Source organism: Hymenobacter lucidus (assembly GCF_020447265.1).
GTDB lineage: Bacteria > Bacteroidota > Bacteroidia > Cytophagales > Hymenobacteraceae > Hymenobacter > Hymenobacter lucidus.
The window spans coordinates 1061224-1079224 of sequence record NZ_JAJADR010000002.1 but is presented as its reverse complement, the minus strand read 5'-3'; the positions used below and the strand labels follow the sequence as shown (position 1 = coordinate 1079224).

The following is an 18001-nucleotide window of genomic DNA, read 5'->3' as shown; positions in this document are numbered from 1 at the left end:
GGGCTGTTTTTTGCTGCGCCTGCCGCTGCTAGTACCGGCGGCCCCAAGCGCACAACTAGCTTTGTAAACTCCTGCCTATGACTTCCGTTGATCCAATCCGCACGTTACAGCAGCAGCTGGCCCCGGCCCGTGAGCAGCTCGTGGCCCACAATGTGTACCAGGGCATCCGCACGTTGGAAGACCTGCGCCAGTTTATGCAGTACCACGTGTTTGCCGTCTGGGATTTTATGTCGCTACTCAAGTGCCTGCAGCGCGACCTGACCTGCGTCACGGTGCCGTGGGTACCGCGCGGCAACCCTGCCACACGCCGGCTTATTAACGAAATCGTGCTGGAAGAGGAAACCGACGTGGACCAGCACGGGCAGCCGGCCAGCCATTTCGAGCTGTATCTGCGGGCCATGGAAGAGTGTGGGGCCGATACCCAGCCTATCCGCAAGCTACTCGACGCGCTGTCGGTGGGCGAATCGGTGGAAATGGCGCTGCTGCAGGCTAATGTGCCGTATGCCGTGCAGCAGTTTGTGCTCAGCACGTTCAACGTCATCAATTCTGGCAAATCCTACGCTGTGGCCTCGGCCTTTACCTTCGGCCGCGAAGACGTAATTCCAGATATGTTCCGCCACTTGGTAGCCGATCTGGGACAGCGCTTTCCCGGCCAGCTCGAAACGTTTACGTATTACCTCAACCGCCATATTCAGCTCGATGAGGAGGTACACACGCCCCTGGCCGAGCAGATGGTGCGGGAGCTCTGCGGTGATAATGAGCAGAAGTGGGACGAGGCACGGGAAGTGGCAGCCCGCTGCATGCAGGCCCGCGTGGCGCTCTGGGACGGTATCCGGCAGGCTATGGATGCCACCGCTCCGGTGCCGCTAAGCTAACTTACCGGGCCAGCTACGCGTTGTAAGCGAGTAGCCCCGTCCAAGTGGCTGCTCTAACCTATTGTAGCCATGACTGCTCAATCTATATTTCCCTCGTTTCGCCTGTTGCTGTTGTTAAGTAGCAGCTGGCTGACGGCCTGTACGGCCAGTCAGGAAAGTGCTGCCGAAGTAGACCGTGCCCCGGTGCCCACTGCCATTCGTACCGATGCCGACCGTCAAGCGGCTTACAACAGTAATGGTGGTTACGGCGGTTCGGCTCCTGATGCCACCCCGGGGCGGGTAGAGGTGCGGGAACAGGCTAGTGGCATCAACTCGCGCAAGCGCGTGGAAAGCGTGAATACCAACGACCCCAATAACACGACCAATGAAACCCGGTTGCGCCGCCTGAACGGGGCTCCGGTAGATACTGTGCGCCGCCTGCCTTAAGCGCCAAAGGACCTGCTTCCCGTCAGGAAAGCAGACCCTTTGGCGCCTTATCAGGCTATGATCAACTTTTCTAGCTGTTGGTTTCAGCCGCTGGCGCAGTAGCGTCGGCGGCCGGCGTTTTAGGTGGTGTTGGCTTACGCACTCGGGGGGCAGCACTGCCGACAGTAGTCGGGCGGCCCCGTCGCGCGGGGGCGGCAGGGGCGGCGGCTGGCGTGGTACGAGGCTTCCGTGGAGTGCCGTTCTTGTTGATTGTTGCGACTGAGGCTTTTCCTTGGCTGCTGGCTTTTTCAGGAGTAATATCCTCGGTCGTGGAGATGCTGTCGGAAGTGGCTACGGAAGCGTTGCCGTCGTAGTGACGTACTATGGTATGCAGCGCTTGTTCGAACATGCGCTCCGTGTCAAGATCGAGGCGCTTGGTTGCATCTTTAACTACTTCTTTGAGCTTGGCTTTCGTTTCTTTGCGAATGCGCTCCATAGTTTCCTTCATCCGCTGATCCAGTTCTTTCTGCAACTGTTTCGCGGCCGTTTTCAGGGACTTTTTCTGGCTGGTTTTCTTCTCGGTCTGCGCATCGGTAAGCTTCGATGAAGCTCGTGAAGCGGCTTTATCAGCTTTGTGCTGAGCCCTTTGTGCAGGGTCTTTCTTTTCTTTCTTTTGTGCGGGATCTTTCTTGGCCTTCTTTGCGGGCTGATCCTGAGCGTTTTTTTTCATGGGGCAGATAAATGAAAAGGAGGTAGGCACAAAAGCAGCGTTTTTCGGCGCTGTTATGCTCAAATATAGAAGTATTTACCGGCCATGACAGGTTAAGGTTTTATTCGGTCGGCTTTACTTTTAAATACTTGTTTCTTTGTAAATAAATAAGTCAGTATTCGTCCCTGAATATTGCTTCTCGGTTCGTTGTTTTTTCTTGTTTCCTTTTTCATATGCAAGCTTACCCCCAACGCTATACAGTCACGGCCGCGCTGCCCTATGCCAACGGTCCCGTGCATATCGGGCATCTGGCCGGCGTGTACTTACCAGCAGATATTTACGTTCGTTATCTGCGCGCCGCCGGCCGCGACGTGAAGTTTATCTGTGGCTCCGATGAGCATGGGGTACCCATTACCATCCGCGCCCAGAAAGAAGGTGTTACACCCCAGCAGGTAGTCGATAAATACCACGCAATAATTCGCGACTCCTTCGTCGATTTTGGCGTGTCGTTCGATATTTATTCGCGCACGTCTTCCCAAACGCACAGCGAAGTAGCCAGTGGCTTTTTCAAGAAGCTTTACGAGGAAGATAAATTCATTGAGCAGACCTCGCAGCAGTACTACGACGAAAAAGCCGAACAATTTCTGGCCGACCGCTACATTGTAGGTACCTGCCCCAACTGTGGCAACGAAAATGCCTACGGCGACCAGTGCGAGAAATGCGGCTCGTCGCTGAGCCCCACCGAATTAATTAATCCGCGCAGCATGCTCTCGGGCAATCAGCCGGTATTGCGCGAAACCAAGCACTGGTATCTGCCCCTCGACCAGTACGAACCGTGGCTGCGCGAGTGGATTGTGGAAGGCCACAAAGCCGACTGGAAAGCCAACGTGTACGGCCAATGCAAGTCTTGGATTGACCAGGGCCTGCAGCCCCGCGCCGTCACCCGTGACTTGGACTGGGGCGTGCCCGTGCCCGTAGCTGGCGCCGAGGGCAAAGTGCTCTACGTGTGGTTCGATGCGCCCATCGGCTACATTTCTGCCACCAAAGACCTGCTGCCCGATACCTGGGAAACCTATTGGAAAGACAGCGGCACCAAGCTGGTGCATTTTATCGGCAAGGATAATATCGTGTTCCACTGCATCATTTTCCCGGCGATGCTTAAGGCCCACGGCGACTATATTCTGCCCGATAATGTGCCAGCCAATGAATTCCTGAATCTGGAAGGCGACAAAATCAGCACGAGCCGCAACTGGGCGGTGTGGCTGCACGAATATTTGCAGGATTTTCCGGGTAAAGCCGACGTGCTGCGCTACGTGCTGTGCGCCAACGCGCCTGAAACAAAAGACAACGATTTTACCTGGAAGGATTTTCAGGCGCGCAACAACAACGAGCTGGTTGCCAACCTGGGTAATTTCGTCAACCGCGCCGTGGTATTGACGCACAAGTTCTTTGCCGGCAAAGTGCCCGCCATAAATGGCGAGCTGCAAACAATTGATTTGGAAGCGTTGGCGCAATTAGCCGAATTTCCACAGCGTATCGGCGAACTGATTGACAACTACCGCTTCCGCGACGCGCTGAATGAATTGATGAATCTGACCCGCGTCGGCAATAAATACTTGGCCGAAACCGAGCCTTGGAAACTGATTAAAACCGACGAAGCTCGCACTGGTACCGTGCTCCACGTAGCCTTGCAAATTGCCGCCAGCCTAGTTACGTTAATGGAGCCATTCCTGCCCGCATCGGCCGCTACGCTTGGTGACATGCTGCGCCTGGAAAAAGGCAGTTGGCAAGCCGCCGGCCGCCCCGATGCGCTGGCTACCGGCCACGAAATAGGAGCTGCCGCGCTGCTGTTCGAAAAAATCGAGGATACCACCGTGGAAGCCCAGGTGCAGAAGCTGCTGGATACCAAAAAAGCCAACGAGCTGGCCAACGCCGTGGCCGCGCCCGCTAAGGAAGACGTCAGCTTCGACGATTTCGGCCGCATGGATCTGCGTGTGGGTACCGTAGTAGCCGCCGAGAAAGTAGCCAAAACCAAAAAGCTGCTCAAGCTCACCGTCGATACGGGTCTCGACCAGCGCACCATTGTTAGCGGTATTGCCGAGCACTTCATTCCCGAGGCCTTAGTTGGCCAACAAGTACTGGTGCTGCTCAACCTCGCGCCTCGCGAAATAAAAGGTATTGAGTCGCAGGGTATGCTGCTGCTGGCCGAAAATGCCGACGGCTCCCTGCAGCTCATGCAGCCCGGCCAGCATGTGCAGCCTGGCAGCCACGTAGCGTAGAGAATTGACTGTCATTGCAGTAACGCGCAGCAATCCGTCCTCTGCGCAGTACGTAATGCCCTGTTACCAGAAAGCCCTTTCCTGTTGTTACGGGAAAGGGCTTTTTATATTAGAGGGCTGAGCACATTTCAAAGGACGGATTGCTTCGGCTTCGCTCGCAATGAAACATTCAGCACATTTTACCCATTAGCACCTGAGCACATTACTCTTTCACATTCACCACGTTCATAGCGCGCTCCAGGCCAATGGTAGCAAAGGCCAGAATAGCGTCGGCGGCTTTTTCGATGCGCAGCGGCAGGTCAATTTTCTCATCGGCCGAAAACGGGTTCAAAACATAATCCACCTGCCGGCCCTTCGGGAAATTGGCATCCACGCCGAAGCGCAGGCGGGCGTATTCGTCGGTTCCCAGGGTTTCCTGAATATGCTTCAGGCCATTGTGGCCACCGGCCGAGCCTTTGCCTTTCAGCCGCAGTTTGCCGTAGGGTAGGGCCAGGTCATCGGTTACTACCACCATGTTTTCCTTCGGGATTTTCTCGCTCGTCAGGTAGTGGGCGGCGGCTTTACCGCTCAGGTTCATGTAGGTCGTCGGCTTCACCAGCACCAGCGTTTTGCCCTTGTGCTTGATTTCGGTGACGAAACCGTGGCGCTTCAATTCAAACTGCGCATCGTGCTTGGCAGCCAGATAGTCGGCTACCATAAAGCCGATGTTGTGGCGCGTGTCGGCGTATTCGGGGCCAATATTGCCCAGGGCCATAACCAGAAACTTCATAAGGCGAAATACGGGTTTTAAACGCAAAAAAATCCTGTCCCGCCGAGGCAGGACAGGATTTTCGTACTTACCGCAGAGCGGAGAGATATTACTTGTCGGCGTTCATCTGGCCTTTCAGGGCACGTGGGATGGCCACCGTTGCGATTGGCGAAGCACCGTTGGTGAGGATGGTGTAGTTCTTAGGCTCTACTTTGCTCACTTTGATGGATTTGCCCAGCTCGAGGTCCGAGATGTTCACTTCCACGTAGTCGGGCAGGTTTTCGGGCAGAGCCTTTACTTTTACCTTCCGCAGCTTGCTTACCAGCTTGCCACCGGCCAGTACGCCCGGCGAAACGCCAACGTACTTCACGGGAATGTCCATTTTCACTTCTTTGCCGTCCTGCAAGAGCAGGAAGTCAACGTGGAGGAGCATTTCGTTTACGGGGTGGAACTGTGCGTCCTGCACGATAGCCCGGTACACGGTGCCTTCTACGTTCACGTCTACCACGTGTACTTCGGGCGTGTACAGCAATTCGCGGAAGAGGATGGCCGGAGCCGAGAAGTGTACCTGCTCTTCGCCACCGTACAATACGCACGGAACATACGAGTCAAGACGCAACGCTTTAGCATCCTTCTTACCGAGATTCGCTCTTTTAAACCCTACAATCTCGAGGCTTTTCATAAGCTTGTGTTTTTGAGAAAAAGTAAATTGTGTTTTCCCGGCCAAGCTGACAATCAGCCCAAAACGGGCCGCAAAGATAGGTGGACTATCCGACAATTAAAACTTGCCCCAGGTTTGGCAGGCAAGGTCAGGGGCGGCCGAGCTGTTGTTGCACCAGCTGCTCGGCCTGCTGGCGCTGCTGCAACACGCGCAGATACGCGACGGCCGGCCGCATTTGGCAGGTGTAGGCCGCTTTGCGGGCGTAGTCAATGGCCTCGGGCAGGTGGTTGTTCATTTCCTCGTACACGGCCAGATTATAAAAGGCCCGGCCCGCTACTACGTGGTTGAGGTTGCGGGCGGCCTGCTGCCAGCGGGCCGCGGCCTGAGACCAGTCGGTGGCCTGCACGCACTGCCGGGCTTGCTGCATGTGCGTATTCTTCTTGGCCCGGGTGTAGATGCTGCGCGACAACGGCACGTAGGACGGCGCAATCCGGCGGGCGTACTGGTCACCGATACGGAGAGCCACTTCCCGGATGCAGCGCTCCGGGGCGGGCAGGCCGGCCAGCGCGGCCTGGTAAGTGGCGCCTTCGCTGGTCCAGCCCAAATGATCTTCCTGCCGCGCCTGGTCGACTACCAGCCCCTCGGGGCCATAGGTGCGAAACCCGGTTACGACGCGCATGTCCATGTGCACGACCGTTACCAGTACTTTCCGGTCGGGCTTGTCCTTCTCCTTAATAATCCGCTCTTCCTGACGCTTCTGCAGCTGCATGTCGGAGTCGAAGGCTTCGAGCACCACCAGCCCATCAACCTGCGAAGTGCGGCACACCCGCCGAACGTAATCGGGAGCCATGGGCGGCAGGAAAAACTCGCGCGTGCGGCCCACGAGCTGCAGGTTGGCTGGCGTCACGCGGAAACGCGGGCTGTTGCGCATCAGGGCTTCGCCGGTGCTCAGCACACAGGCTTCCGCCCCGGCCCGGTCCACCATCGGGCCCTCACCCGTAAAAATTCCTTCCAGCACATCGAAGAATTTGTCGCGGCGGCTGTCAGGCAGGATGCGGTTGGCTGTGGCGATGCGCTGCAGGGCCGGTGGCATAGGCACCGAGGCCGGAGCCAGCGCCTCCAGGTGAACGGTCGTGGTGCAGCTGCTGACTAGGCCTAAGAAGAACAGGCTAACCCAGGCAGAGCGAAGTAAAGAATATTTCATAGTCGGAAAATAAAACGAGAAGAGAGGGAACTTTTCAGTTCCCTCTCTTCAACACCATGCCAAAATTGGCTCCGGCTATTTTATGACCCGACCTGGTGGTTAGATAAACAAGGAACTAATGCTTTCGTGGGTCACCACGTTGCGGATGGCCTGGGCAAACAGGTTGGCCAGGGAAATTACCCGAATCTTGTGGTTCTCCTCTTTTAGCGGAATCGTGTCGGTGATGACCAGCTCTTCCAATACCGAGTTGCGAATCCGCTCGTGGGCCGGGCCGCTGAGTACGCCGTGGGTAATAACGGCGCGCACCGATTTGGCACCGCGCTCCATCAGCAGCTCAGCGGCTTTGCAAATGGTGCCGGCCGTATCCACGATGTCGTCCACGAGCACCACGTTCATGCCCGTCACGTCGCCGATTACCTGCATCGAGGCGATTTCATTGGCCCGCAGGCGCATTTTGTCGCAGACGACGATTTCAGCGCCGAACTTCTTGGCAAAAGCTCGGGTGCGCACCACGCCGCCCACGTCGGGCGAGGCGAAGATGAGGTCGTCCAGGTTCAGCGACTTGATATAAGGCGCCGACACCGTAGCGCCATCCAGATGATCGACGGGAATGTCGAAGAAGCCCTGAATCTGGCCGGCGTGCAGGTCGCAGGTCATCAGGCGGTCGGTGCCTACGCTCTGAATGAACTCGGCCACGACTTTGGCCCCGATGCTTACGCGCGGCTTGTCCTTGCGGTCCTGGCGGGCGTAGCCGAAGTAGGGCATCACCACGGTAACCGAGGCGGCCGAGGCGCGCTTGGCAGCATCCACCATCAGCATCAGCTCCATCAGGTTTTCGGCCGGCGGGTTGGTGCTCTGAATCAGAAACACCGCGCAGCCCCGCACACTTTCGTTGAAGCTGGGCCCGAGCTCCGTATCGGCGAAGCGCTGAATGCTTAAGTCGCCGAGGCGGGTACCGTATGCTTCGGCAATTGCTTTGCCGAGTTCAGGAGACGCATTTCCTGCAAAGATTTTAACCAACTGAGCCATGGAGAGGGGAAAGGGGGCGAAAACGGAAGAAACGGAAAAAGCGAAAGGCGCCGACTCTTCCGGGGAGGAAGAATCAGCGCCTTTCGCGTTACTTAGTCAGTTGTCCGACCAGGGCTCGAACCTGGACTTTCTTGAATCAAAATCAAGCGTGTTGCCGGTTACACCATCGGACAATATCCAAGCGGCTACCGGTGTGGGTGTGCCGTTTGGGTCTGCAAATGTACCACGGGAAAGATTCAAGGCAAATTTTCCCGCAAAAATATTTCAAAAATATTTCGAGGCCTAACCCGGGAAATATGCGGTTTTCGGCCTTACGGACTGATAATCAGGGTGGATTGGAGGTGAAAAAAAGGCCCGAACTTTACTCCGGCGGGTCTTTGGCAAAGCCGGGATTAAGCCGTAGTTTTGCACCCTGAAAACGTTGCACCCATCTATATAAAGACTCGCAATGGCGAATAACGGTAAAATCACCCAGGTAATCGGTCCCGTTGTGGACGTGAGCTTCGCGGGTGAAGGCTCTACGCTTCCCAACATCCTCGACGCACTCGAAGTCACGAAAGACAACGGCCAGGTAGTCATCCTGGAGTGCCAGCAACACCTCGGTGAAGACCGGGTACGCACCATTGCCATGGACTCGACCGAAGGTCTGACCCGTGGTGCGGTAGTGCGCAACCTGGGCGCACCCATGTCGATGCCCACGGGCGAAGGCGTGAAAGGTCGCCTGTTCAACGTCATCGGCTATGCCATCGACGGTATTCCCCAGCCCAAGAGCGACGGTCCGCTGCCGATTCACCGCCAGCCACCGCCCTTCGAGGATCTGGCCACGTCGTCGGAAATCCTGTTCACGGGTATCAAAGTAATTGACCTGCTCGCCCCTTATGTAAAAGGTGGCAAGATTGGTTTGTTCGGTGGTGCCGGCGTTGGTAAAACCGTACTGATCATGGAGCTGGTAAACAACATTGCCAAAGCTTACGCTGGTCTGTCGGTATTTGCCGGTGTGGGCGAGCGTACCCGCGAAGGCAATGACTTGCTGCGCGAATTCATTGAGTCGGACATCATCAAGTACGGTGAGGAGTTCAAGCACTCGATGGAGCAGGGCGGCTGGGACCTCTCGAAGGTTGACCAGAACGAACTGCTCAAGTCGCAGGCTACCCTGGTGTTCGGCCAGATGAACGAGCCCCCCGGAGCCCGGGCCCGCGTAGCCCTGTCGGGTCTGACCATTGCGGAGAACTTCCGCGACGGTGATGGCACCGGCGCCGGCCGCGACATCCTGTTCTTCATTGACAACATTTTCCGCTTCACCCAGGCTGGTTCGGAAGTATCGGCTCTGCTGGGCCGGATGCCATCGGCCGTAGGTTACCAGCCCACGCTGGCTACCGAAATGGGTGCCATGCAGGAGCGTATCACCTCGACCAAGCGTGGCTCTATCACGTCGGTACAGGCTGTATATGTACCTGCCGATGACTTGACTGACCCGGCTCCGGCTAACACCTTTGCTCACTTGGACGCCACGACGGTACTGTCGCGGAAAATTGCTGAGCTGGGCATTTATCCCGCCGTGGACCCACTGGACTCCACCTCGCGCATCCTGTCGATTGAAGTTCTCGGCGACGAGCACTACAACACGGCTCAGCGCGTGAAGGAGATTCTGCAGCGCTACAAAGAACTGCAGGACATCATCGCCATTCTGGGTATGGACGAACTCTCGGAAGAGGATAAGCTGACCGTAACGCGCGCCCGTCGGGTACAGCGTTTCCTGTCGCAGCCCTTCTTCGTAGCCGAGCAGTTCACCGGCCTGGCCGGCGTACTGGTTGACATTAAGGATACCATCAAAGGCTTCAACGCCATCATCGACGGTACCTACGACCACCTGCCCGAGGCTGCTTTCAACTTGGTAGGCACCATTGAGGATGCCGTAGCCAAAGGTGAGCGTCTGATTGCCGAAGCGAAATAATTTCTAATGTGCGAATGTGATTAAATGTGCTGATGTGCTAATTCGGAATTCCCGATTAGTGCATCAGCACCTTAATTAACACATCAGCACATTCCCACATTAGCACATTAATACCATGCATTTAGAAATCATCACGCCGGACCGGAAAGTATTTGCTGGCGACGTAGTGTCGGCGCAATTTCCGGGTACCGATGGGCTGTTTGAGGTCCTGAACAACCACGCTCCGCTGATTAGCGCCCTCAAATCGGGTGACATCACGGTAGTGGGTGCGGCCGGCCGCGAATCCTTCCGTATTGAAGGTGGTGTGGTGGAAGTGCTCCGCAACAATGTGATTGTACTGGCTGAAGGCGCGGTAGCGTAACCGGCTTAAACGATAAGAGAAGCCCCGCATCTGGCAACAGGTGCGGGGTTTTTTCGTGGCCGATATTTTCGGAATTAGTTGGGGGCGGCAGCGTGAAAAACCCGGGGCCGCCGTAGTTTGCACTATGCATTCATCCTTATTTACCGAACCTTATTTTATGACTAAGCTGCTTCTTAGTTCCCTGCTGCTCCTGGGCTTTCACACTGGCAATGCGCAGAACCATCAGATTGATTTTCGGCGGGCTATGCAGGCTCAGGATACCGCCAAAGCTCACCAGGTGTTGAAGGTCTGGCAGCAGCAGAAGCCGCAGGACCCCGATTGGCACGTGGCCAACTTTAATTACCTACTAAAGAAATCCTACCGGGTTGTAGTCAGCTCCGACCCCGACAAAAAAGGCGGACTGGTGTTCAATAAGGCCAATGGCGACGCGGCCGGCTCTATCAGTGAGGGCTACGAGCCAACAATATTGGCGGCGGCGCGCACTACGTTGCGCGAGGGTATCCGGGTAGCGCCCGACCGGTTGGACATGCGTTTTGGCCTGGCCAAAACCTACGAGCTAACCGGGGAGCCGGCCGCGGAAATTGAGGTGCTGTCCGCCGCTCTGGCCGACCGGCAAGCTAGCGGCAAGCCTTGGCGTTGGAAGGACGGAGCAGCTTTGCCGGCAGTAGAAAAGGTTTTCGTGCCCGAAAGCCTGGAAGAGTATATGCTACCCTACTGGCAAATGCAGAATTCCGAAGCCGACGAGGTAGTGCGGCAACTGGCCGAGCTGTTGGGCAAATACTACCCCGAAAGTTCGTTGGCCCCGTTCAACCTGGGCACGTACTACGCGCAAAAGAAGCAGTGGCCAAAGTCGCTGGAGCTTTTTCAGCAGGCCAATACTCGCAAGCCCAACGACTGGCAGACGCTGGCCAACCTGACCAAGGTGGAAATAGAGCTGGGCCACAAAGAGCAGGCCCAGCAGTACGTTACGGCTTTGCGCAAGCTGCCGGAAGGTCGTGAGGCGGCCACTGACCTCAGTAAGGAAATTCGGCAAATGAAATAGAGTATGGCTGATTTTGCAGCCGTACCTTGCCGCCATATCCGTTAGTTGCCCTTTGCTCTACTCATGAAAATCACCCCCAAAATCACCCCGATTTACCAGACTTCAGTTTTCAAGTTTGACGATCTGAACGAGCTGGAGCAATACTTTGGGGAACCCGGCAGCCGCTACCTGTACTCGCGCAACGGCAATCCGAACTCGGATGAGCTGGCCGAAGCCGTAAACAAGCTGGAAGGCGGGGCCGGGGCAGTAGCTACCGGCTCGGGTATGGCGGCTATTTTCGCCGCTATTCTGGCCTGCTGCCAGGCTGGCGACCATGTATTGTGTGCGGCAGACATCTACGGCGGCTCGTCGGCACTACTCAATGCGGAGCTGAGCCGAATGGGCATCACGGCATCGTACGTGCCATTTGAGCAGCTGTATGAGCTGGCGGAGTTTGTGCAGCCCACCACGCGGCTGTTGCTGGCCGAAACTATCAGCAACCCGCTGCTACGCGTGGCCGATTTGCGCCGACTGGCTGCGGAATGCCACCGGCACGGCCTGAAGCTGGTGGTGGACAACACCTTTGCCTCGCCCGTTATAACGCAGCCGCTGGCGCTGGGGGCCGATATTGTGCTGCACAGCGTAACCAAGTACATTTCCGGCCATAGCGACGTGACGGCGGGCGTAGTGGTAGCAGCCGACGAAGAAGTGGTGGCGCGGCTCCGGCAAATCGGCATATTCTACGGCCTGACGCTAAGCCCGATGGAAAGCTGGCTGGCGGTGCGCGGCCTTAAAACCCTGCGCCTGCGGATGCGGGAACACAGTCGCAACGCCTTGATTGTGGCGCAGTTTCTGGAGCAGCACCCAAAAGTCCGGCAGGTCAATTACCCGGGACTGGATGCGCACCCGCAGCACGCGCTGGCTGCCGAGCAGGGCGCCGGACAGTTTGGGGGCATGATGTCGTTTCTGCTGGATGATGATGCGGAGGTCGTCAACGCCTTTATGCAGCGTAGCCGCCGGTTTCCGTTCGCACCATCATTGGCGGGTGTCGATTCGTCATTGTCGTACCCGCTGGGCACGTCGCACCGCTCCCTCACTACCGAGCAGCAGCAGCAACTCGGCATTACGGTGGGGCTGGTCCGGCTGTCGGTCGGCATTGAGCCTATTGAGGAACTGCTAGCCGATCTGGCTCAGGCACTCGGGTAAGCATAGCCGGTTTACACACCATAAACAGGTGAAATTCAGTATTTCTAAAGTCTGCTGATTAAGGTGTATCAGGCTTTTAGTCAGAATATTGCCTAGTTATTTTAGGCGTTGCAAAAGTCGGGTAGATGTGATTTTTGGAGTTGTTGCGGGCTCGTGGCTCTCGTATTTCGCAGTGGTATCAGCAGGCTGCTAAGCCCGCTGAGTTACTTCACCTACTTGTTCTCACTTAAGCCTTTGCCTTATGACGCCTGCTTCTGCTTCATCCCGTCTGCCGCTTACGCTCAAAATAGCCTACAGCCTGTTTCTGGCCGTGATGGTGCCGGTTTATTATTTCAACTACGGCCCAACCAACTTCCTGTACTTCTGCGACATTGCCCTGCTGCTTTGTCTCATCAGCCTCTGGACGGAAGCACGTCTGCCCGCCTCCATGGCGGCCGTAGGGATTCTGCTGCCCCAGGTATTCTGGTGCGCTGATTTTCTGGGTGAGCTGGTTGGCGTGCATCTGGTGGGCATGACAGCCTACATGTTTGACCCCAACCGCTCGTTATTTCTGCGCGGCTTGTCGTTCTTCCATGGTTGGCTGCCGTTCCTGCTGCTTTTCATGGTGAAGCGCCTGGGCTACGACCGGCGGGCCCTGTGGGCCTGGACGGGCCTCGGCTGGAGCTTGTGCCTGGTGGCCTACTTTCTGCTGCCCGCTGCCGGCACCGTGCTGCCCGACCCCAAAATTCCGGTCAACATCAATTACGTCTTCGGCTTCGATGATGCCAAGGCCCAAACCTGGATGCCTGCGCCGGCTTACCTGCTGGCCTGGATGGCTGCCTTGTTCATCGTGTTCTATTTGCCCACGCACTTTGTGCTGAAGAAACTGTTCGGCCGCAAAGCCCGTCCGGCTGCCACCGTTGCCGCCCAACCCACTGCTATAGCTCTACCGGCGGGAGCCTAGCTGGTAGAGCAACATTGCCGATACCCCAGCACTTGGCGGGCTACCTGCACGCATAGTATGTACCAGCCGCTGCCTACATATACTCCCAGGCTTGGGTTTTGTACCCCTTGTACTGCTCATAGAACCTTATGTACTGCCGACAGTAGGTTTGTACTGGATTCGAATGGTTATTAAGGCAATAAAATTTCCCGCAATGCCCCAGCTACCCGGCGCAGCTCGGTTTCCGTCATCGCAGAGCCGGAAGGCAGGCAGAGGCCCCGGGCAAACAAATCGGCGCTGACTTCGCCACCGTAGCTGGGGGCCTGCGCAAAAAGCGGCTGCTGGTGCAGCGGCTTCCAAAGCGGCCGCGACTCGATATTATGCGTTTCGAGGTGTTGGCGAACTTGCTCGGGCGTGGCAGTCGTATGGGCCGGGTCGAGGGTGATGGTGCTGAGCCAGCGGTTGGAGAAACCCAGGGCGGGCTCGGTGGGACCAAATTGCAGGGCTGCTACATCCTGCAGGTTCTTCTGGTACCAAGCATAGATTTCGCGCCGAGCCTTTACGCGGCTGTCGATGAGCTCCATCTGGCCGCGGCCAATGCCTGCCAAGATGTTGCTGAGCCGGTAGTTGTAGCCCACTGCGGAATGCTGGTAGTAGGGCGCGGGGTCTTTGGCCTGCGTGGCCAGAAAGCGGGTTTGCTCGGCCCATTCCGCTTTGTTAGTTACCAGCGCGCCGCCGCCGCTGGTGGTAATAATCTTGTTGCCATTAAAGGAAAAAACGCCCACCATGCCGAACGTACCCAACCGGCGGCCGTCGTAGCGGGCCCCGAGGGCTTCGGCCGCGTCTTCCAGAATTGGGATGTCGTAGAACTCGGCAATGGCTTGCAACTGCTGTAGCTGCGCGGGCATGCCGTAGAGGTGCACCAGAATCAGAGCCTTGGGCTTTTTGCCCAGCCGCAGCCGGTCCTCAATGGCCTCGCGCAGGCGCACGGGGCACATATTCCAGGTAATGGCTTCACTATCGACGAAAACGGGGGTGGCCCCCTGGTATAGAATCGGGTTGGCCGTAGCCACGAAGGTGAAGGACGGGCACAAGACTTCGTCGCCGGAGCCTACGCCGAGCAGGATCAGACCCAGATGAATAGCTGCCGTGCCCGACGACAGCGCGATGCAGTGAGCCGCGCCGGTATAATGGCAGATGTCCTGCTCGAAACCGCTAAGATTGGGGCCGGCGGGAGCCACCCAGTTATCCTCAATGGCCTTGTGAACATAGTTAAGCTCGTGCCGGCCAAGGTGGGGCGGCGAGAGGAAGATACGGTCGTAATCCTGGCTAAGCATGGGTTTTGATAACAGTAGCGGGAACTCCGACGGCGGTGCAGTCGGTGGGCAGGTCGCGGACGGCAACCGCGCCGGCCCCCACGATGGTGCGGGCCCCGATGCGGACTTTGTTGATAATGGTGGCGTTGGTGCCCAAGTACACGCCGGTTTCCAGGTAAGCCTCGCCCCCGACGTTGGCGTGGGGCATCAGGGAGCAGAAATCTTCCAGCACGGCATCGTGGCCGATAGTACAGCCCAGGTTGAGTAATACGTGGCGGCCCAGTTGGATATCGGTGGTCAGAATACAGCCCTGGCCGATAATGCAGCCTTCACCGATCTGCAGCTGCTGGTAAGGCTGCTGCGCCACCGCTGGGTGAATGAGTGTGGCAAAGCGCAGCAGGGGAGAGGTAAGCCGCTGCACAATGGCCGCACGGCTACGTCCGTTGCCCACCGCAACTATCACCTGCAGCGGTTCGATGGTGGCGTTCAGCGCCGCCGTGCTGCCTAGATACGGCACGTCGTGAATGATGGCACTGGCCGGAGCCTGGTCGTCGAAAAAGCCCGCCAGCTGCCAGGTAGGCCGCACTTCGTTGATTTGGTGCACCAGCACCAGCACTTCCCGGCCCAGACCGCCCGCCCCGACAATAGCCAGCTGGGGTAGCGGTTGGGGCGGCGGGCCTCCGGATGGACTAGTAGTAGAAAGCGTCATGCAACAGGAGAGTGAGAGGAGGGCGGAGTGCCGGTAAAGGCTTCGGTAGTAGCTTGGCCTGCGGCAGTAATACCCTGCGCGCCCAGCACACGGCGCACAGTGAGCAACAGAATCCGCAGGTCCAGCGCCAGGGACAGGTGGTCGACGTACCAGACGTCGTATTCGAACTTTTGTTCCCAGCTGATGGCGTTGCGGCCATTCACCTGCGCCCAGCCCGTAATGCCGGGCCGCACGTTGTGGCGGCGGGCCTGCGCGGCTGAGTACAGGGGCAGATATTGCGGCAGTAGGGGCCGGGGGCCAATCAAGCTCAGTTCGCCCCGCACTACGTTCCAAAGCTGGGGTAGCTCATCGATAGAGGTGGCGCGCAGCCAGCCGCCCAGGCGGGTGAGGCGCTGGGCATCGGGCAGCAGCTGGCCATCGGTGGTGCGGGCGTTGGTCATCGTCTGGAGCTTGTAGAGCGTGAAGAGCCCGCCGTGCAAGCCGGGCCGGAGCTGCCGGAACAGCACCTGGCCCTGGTTCTGCAGGGCCAGTAGCAGCGCCGCGCCCAGCAGTAGCGGCAGCGTAAGCAGGGCCAGCGGCAGCGCGAGGCTCAGGTCAAGCAGGCGCTTGCCCCAAGCACGGTACCCAGAAGATGCTGAAGAAGGAGCCGACATAGGAGAAAGCCAAAGCCACCCGACTTTGGCCAGCGGCAAAAATATGCTTTTTGTGCCGCGCCGGCCGTAGCTTGCGCCGTGCTCCGTCGGCAGCGCGTTCAACTACCGCTTTCAGTGGTCGAAACGCCCGGTCTGGGGCCCGATTTTTATGCTTTACGCGCCTGCTACGCCTATGCTCGTTTTTCCGAATGCCAAGCTAAACCTGGGGCTCTACGTCACGGAGCAGCGCCCCGACGGGTTCCGTAACCTCGAATCGGCGTTTGTGCCCCTGCCGTGGACCGACGCGCTGGAAGTGCTGCCCGCCACCGACAATGCACTGACGCTGACCGGTATTCCCATTCCCGGTGAGGTAAGCACCAACTTATGCTGGCGGGCTTACGAGCTGCTACAGGCCGATTTTAACCTGCCGCCGGTGCAGATGCACCTGCACAAAGTGGTGCCCATTGGGGCCGGGCTAGGAGGCGGCTCAGCTGATGCGGCCTTTGCCCTACGCGCCATGAATACATTGTTTGATCTGAAGCTAAGCACCGCGCAACTGCAGCAATATGCTCGTCGCCTGGGCTCCGACTGCGCCTTTTTTATCGAGAACAAACCCGTATTCGCCTACGAAAAGGGCGACATATTCGAGCTCCTGGCGCTGGATCTGACCGGCGTGGCCTGCAAGGTAGTGTACCCCAATCTGCACATCAGTACCGGCGAGGCCTACAGCCGCGTGGTGCCTCGCAAGCCCCGCCACGACTTGCGGGCAAGCTTGGCTCAGCCAATGGAAACCTGGCGCGAAACGGTAAGCAACGATTTTGAAGAGGCCCTGACGCCGCATTACCCATTGCTAGCCGAAATAAAGCACGCCCTGTACGCTGCCGGCGCGGTCTACGCGAGCTTGTCGGGCTCGGGCTCGGCAGTATACGGGCTGTTTCCTGGACTGGAAATGCCGCCTACACTAGGGGTTCGTCACGATTATCTCGTCTGGGACGGGTTGCTGTAAGCGCCGGGCGCGGCGCTGATTCCACTGGTCGAGTACCGGGTGAATAAGCACGCTGAAGAGGATAACGAGCGTGCCCAGGTAAAAGCCAGTCGACATTTTCTCGGTGGCTCCAAAAATCAGCACAGCCAGGATAATGCCGTACACGGGCTCCAGATTCACCGTCAGGTTAATAACGAAGGCCGACAGCCGCTTCATCAGTTCAACCGATGACGAGAAGGCATACACCGTGCACACGCCGGCCAGCAGCAGCAGCCAGAGCCAGTCGAGGGGCCGCAGGGCCAGTTGCAGACCCACGCCCTGGGTGTAGTAGCGAGAATAGATTGGGAAAAACAGGGTCACGCTCAGGCAGGCGCCGGCCATTTCGTAGAACGTGAGCTTCAGCGGGGAATGCTGCTTCACGAGCTTCACGTTCAGCACGCTGAACAGGGCCGAAATACCCGCCGACAGGATGGCCACGCTCAGCCCCAGCAGCTGGTCTAGCTCGGCCTGCGACACGAGGTAGAGCCCAGCCATGGTGAGCAAACCCAGGCCAACTTCGTAAGCCCGCACGCGCCGCCACAGCAACAGCGGCTCCAGCAAGGAAGTCCACAGTGCCAGCGTGGCCAGGCCCGCCAGGCACACGCTCACCGACGACAGCCGTGCCGCCAGAAAGAACGTAATCCAGTGCACGGCTACCAACGCGCCCACGCCCAGCAGCCGTGCCGCGTCGGCCAGCGGCAGGCGCCAGTCCTGTCGGCGCAACGTCAGCAGCAGGCCCAGACCCGCTGAAGCCAGCAACGTGCGCCAGAACACCAGCTCCACCGGCGGCACCGAAATCAGCTTGCCCAGAATGGCCGTGAAGCCCCACAGCAGGACGATAAAGTGCAGACGCAAGTAGTCTTTGAGCATGGCGGGAAATGGTGAAGTAGTGAGGTGGCGAAATTGTGAGTTGCTAGTCCCCTACTTGCGCGAATCGAGCAGCAAC

General features: G+C 57.9%; 18 protein-coding genes and 1 tRNA gene. 9 read left to right on the top strand and 10 right to left on the bottom strand.

Annotated features, from left to right (window positions below; translation table 11 throughout):
• The first annotated feature begins 77 nt into the window (after window positions 1-77).
• Together LGH74_RS11410 and LGH74_RS11405 are read left to right on the top strand one after the other, a co-directional pair.
• On the top strand, window positions 78-875 hold the full coding sequence (locus LGH74_RS11410; protein WP_226175753.1) for a DUF3050 domain-containing protein: 798 nt from the start codon (window positions 78-80) through the stop codon (window positions 873-875).
• A gap of 69 nt (window positions 876-944) precedes the next feature.
• The gene (locus LGH74_RS11405) at window positions 945-1301 is read left to right on the top strand and encodes a hypothetical protein (RefSeq protein ID WP_226175752.1); all 357 of its coding nucleotides are present in this window, start codon (window positions 945-947) and stop codon (window positions 1299-1301) included.
• 70 nt (window positions 1302-1371) lie between these two features.
• Here LGH74_RS11405 and LGH74_RS11400 read toward each other — a convergent pair whose 3' ends face one another.
• Window positions 1372-2010: a hypothetical protein gene (locus LGH74_RS11400; RefSeq protein ID WP_226175751.1), complete on the bottom strand. Its 639-nt coding sequence runs from the start codon at window positions 2008-2010 to the stop codon at window positions 1372-1374.
• A gap of 212 nt (window positions 2011-2222) precedes the next feature.
• On the opposite strand from LGH74_RS11400, the gene metG reads away from it, so the two are divergent.
• Window positions 2223-4268 (top strand): methionine--tRNA ligase, encoded by a 2046-nt coding sequence (gene metG / locus LGH74_RS11395; RefSeq protein ID WP_226175750.1) that lies wholly within the window; start codon window positions 2223-2225, stop codon window positions 4266-4268.
• Window positions 4269-4470: 202 nt separating this feature from the next.
• Here metG and pth read toward each other — a convergent pair whose 3' ends face one another.
• The 5 genes from pth to LGH74_RS11370 form a co-directional block, all read right to left on the bottom strand.
• Entirely contained in the window at window positions 4471-5037 is a 567-nt protein-coding gene (pth, locus tag LGH74_RS11390) for an aminoacyl-tRNA hydrolase (protein WP_226175743.1), read from the bottom strand.
• Window positions 5038-5125: 88 nt separating this feature from the next.
• A complete protein-coding gene (locus tag LGH74_RS11385) occupies window positions 5126-5698 on the bottom strand; it encodes a 50S ribosomal protein L25/general stress protein Ctc (protein ID WP_226175739.1) in 573 nt (190 codons plus the stop codon).
• A 127-nt stretch (window positions 5699-5825) separates the two neighbouring features.
• Window positions 5826-6881: a DUF6340 family protein gene (locus LGH74_RS11380; protein ID WP_226175736.1), complete on the bottom strand. Its 1056-nt coding sequence runs from the start codon at window positions 6879-6881 to the stop codon at window positions 5826-5828.
• 99 nt (window positions 6882-6980) lie between these two features.
• The gene (locus LGH74_RS11375) at window positions 6981-7910 is read right to left on the bottom strand and encodes a ribose-phosphate pyrophosphokinase (protein WP_226175733.1); all 930 of its coding nucleotides are present in this window, start codon (window positions 7908-7910) and stop codon (window positions 6981-6983) included.
• Between the two features lie 100 nt (window positions 7911-8010).
• Window positions 8011-8083 (bottom strand) — tRNA-Gln (locus LGH74_RS11370).
• Window positions 8084-8358: 275 nt separating this feature from the next.
• Between LGH74_RS11370 and atpD the strand changes: the two genes are divergently transcribed.
• The 5 genes from atpD (at window position 8359) to LGH74_RS11345 (ending at window position 13395) form a co-directional block, all read left to right on the top strand.
• On the top strand, window positions 8359-9864 hold the full coding sequence (gene atpD, locus LGH74_RS11365) for a F0F1 ATP synthase subunit beta (RefSeq protein WP_226175731.1): 1506 nt from the start codon (window positions 8359-8361) through the stop codon (window positions 9862-9864).
• 115 nt (window positions 9865-9979) lie between these two features.
• Complete coding sequence (gene atpC, locus LGH74_RS11360; RefSeq protein WP_135496997.1) at window positions 9980-10225, top strand: ATP synthase F1 subunit epsilon; 246 nt, start codon at window positions 9980-9982, stop codon at window positions 10223-10225.
• Between the two features lie 157 nt (window positions 10226-10382).
• The gene (locus LGH74_RS11355; RefSeq protein ID WP_226175729.1) at window positions 10383-11267 is read left to right on the top strand and encodes a tetratricopeptide repeat protein; all 885 of its coding nucleotides are present in this window, start codon (window positions 10383-10385) and stop codon (window positions 11265-11267) included.
• 63 nt (window positions 11268-11330) lie between these two features.
• Window positions 11331-12452: a trans-sulfuration enzyme family protein gene (locus LGH74_RS11350; RefSeq protein ID WP_226175728.1), complete on the top strand. Its 1122-nt coding sequence runs from the start codon at window positions 11331-11333 to the stop codon at window positions 12450-12452.
• Between the two features lie 241 nt (window positions 12453-12693).
• Entirely contained in the window at window positions 12694-13395 is a 702-nt protein-coding gene (locus LGH74_RS11345; protein WP_226175727.1) for a membrane-associated protein, read from the top strand.
• Window positions 13396-13565: 170 nt separating this feature from the next.
• Here LGH74_RS11345 and LGH74_RS11340 read toward each other — a convergent pair whose 3' ends face one another.
• Genes LGH74_RS11340 through LGH74_RS11330 form a run of 3 tightly spaced genes read right to left on the bottom strand, consistent with a single transcriptional unit; the run spans window position 13566 to window position 16052 of the window.
• Entirely contained in the window at window positions 13566-14711 is a 1146-nt protein-coding gene (locus LGH74_RS11340; RefSeq protein WP_226175726.1) for a DegT/DnrJ/EryC1/StrS family aminotransferase, read from the bottom strand.
• Window positions 14704-15399, bottom strand: a complete 696-nt coding sequence (locus LGH74_RS11335; RefSeq protein ID WP_226175725.1) for an acetyltransferase — start codon at window positions 15397-15399, stop codon at window positions 14704-14706. The genes LGH74_RS11340 and LGH74_RS11335 overlap by 8 nt, the downstream gene beginning before the upstream one ends.
• A complete protein-coding gene (locus LGH74_RS11330; RefSeq protein ID WP_226175723.1) occupies window positions 15396-16052 on the bottom strand; it encodes a sugar transferase in 657 nt (218 codons plus the stop codon). The genes LGH74_RS11335 and LGH74_RS11330 overlap by 4 nt, the downstream gene beginning before the upstream one ends.
• Before the next feature lie 172 nt (window positions 16053-16224).
• On the opposite strand from LGH74_RS11330, the gene ispE reads away from it, so the two are divergent.
• Entirely contained in the window at window positions 16225-17037 is an 813-nt protein-coding gene (gene ispE / locus LGH74_RS11325) for a 4-(cytidine 5'-diphospho)-2-C-methyl-D-erythritol kinase (RefSeq protein WP_226175721.1), read from the top strand.
• On the opposite strand, the gene LGH74_RS11320 is transcribed toward ispE, so the two are convergent.
• Complete coding sequence (locus LGH74_RS11320; protein ID WP_226175718.1) at window positions 16993-17925, bottom strand: DMT family transporter; 933 nt, start codon at window positions 17923-17925, stop codon at window positions 16993-16995. The genes ispE and LGH74_RS11320 overlap by 45 nt on opposite strands.
• Window positions 17926-18001 lie beyond the last annotated feature (76 nt).

Coding starts and splice junctions, on each gene's coding strand:
- atpD (WP_226175731.1), top strand. CDS start 8,359: ATGGCGAATAACGGTAAAATCACCCAGGTAATCGGTCCCGTTGTGGAC.
- LGH74_RS11405 (WP_226175752.1), top strand. CDS start 945: ATGACTGCTCAATCTATATTTCCCTCGTTTCGCCTGTTGCTGTTGTTA.
- ispE (WP_226175721.1), top strand. CDS start 16,225: ATGCTCGTTTTTCCGAATGCCAAGCTAAACCTGGGGCTCTACGTCACG.
- LGH74_RS11410 (WP_226175753.1), top strand. CDS start 78: ATGACTTCCGTTGATCCAATCCGCACGTTACAGCAGCAGCTGGCCCCG.
- LGH74_RS11380 (WP_226175736.1), bottom strand. CDS start 6,881: ATGAAATATTCTTTACTTCGCTCTGCCTGGGTTAGCCTGTTCTTCTTA.
- LGH74_RS11355 (WP_226175729.1), top strand. CDS start 10,383: ATGACTAAGCTGCTTCTTAGTTCCCTGCTGCTCCTGGGCTTTCACACT.
- LGH74_RS11375 (WP_226175733.1), bottom strand. CDS start 7,910: ATGGCTCAGTTGGTTAAAATCTTTGCAGGAAATGCGTCTCCTGAACTC.
- LGH74_RS11400 (WP_226175751.1), bottom strand. CDS start 2,010: ATGAAAAAAAACGCTCAGGATCAGCCCGCAAAGAAGGCCAAGAAAGAT.
- LGH74_RS11330 (WP_226175723.1), bottom strand. CDS start 16,052: ATGTCGGCTCCTTCTTCAGCATCTTCTGGGTACCGTGCTTGGGGCAAG.
- LGH74_RS11350 (WP_226175728.1), top strand. CDS start 11,331: ATGAAAATCACCCCCAAAATCACCCCGATTTACCAGACTTCAGTTTTC.
- LGH74_RS11340 (WP_226175726.1), bottom strand. CDS start 14,711: ATGCTTAGCCAGGATTACGACCGTATCTTCCTCTCGCCGCCCCACCTT.
- atpC (WP_135496997.1), top strand. CDS start 9,980: ATGCATTTAGAAATCATCACGCCGGACCGGAAAGTATTTGCTGGCGAC.
- LGH74_RS11320 (WP_226175718.1), bottom strand. CDS start 17,925: ATGCTCAAAGACTACTTGCGTCTGCACTTTATCGTCCTGCTGTGGGGC.
- pth (WP_226175743.1), bottom strand. CDS start 5,037: ATGAAGTTTCTGGTTATGGCCCTGGGCAATATTGGCCCCGAATACGCC.
- LGH74_RS11385 (WP_226175739.1), bottom strand. CDS start 5,698: ATGAAAAGCCTCGAGATTGTAGGGTTTAAAAGAGCGAATCTCGGTAAG.
- LGH74_RS11335 (WP_226175725.1), bottom strand. CDS start 15,399: ATGACGCTTTCTACTACTAGTCCATCCGGAGGCCCGCCGCCCCAACCG.
- LGH74_RS11345 (WP_226175727.1), top strand. CDS start 12,694: ATGACGCCTGCTTCTGCTTCATCCCGTCTGCCGCTTACGCTCAAAATA.
- metG (WP_226175750.1), top strand. CDS start 2,223: ATGCAAGCTTACCCCCAACGCTATACAGTCACGGCCGCGCTGCCCTAT.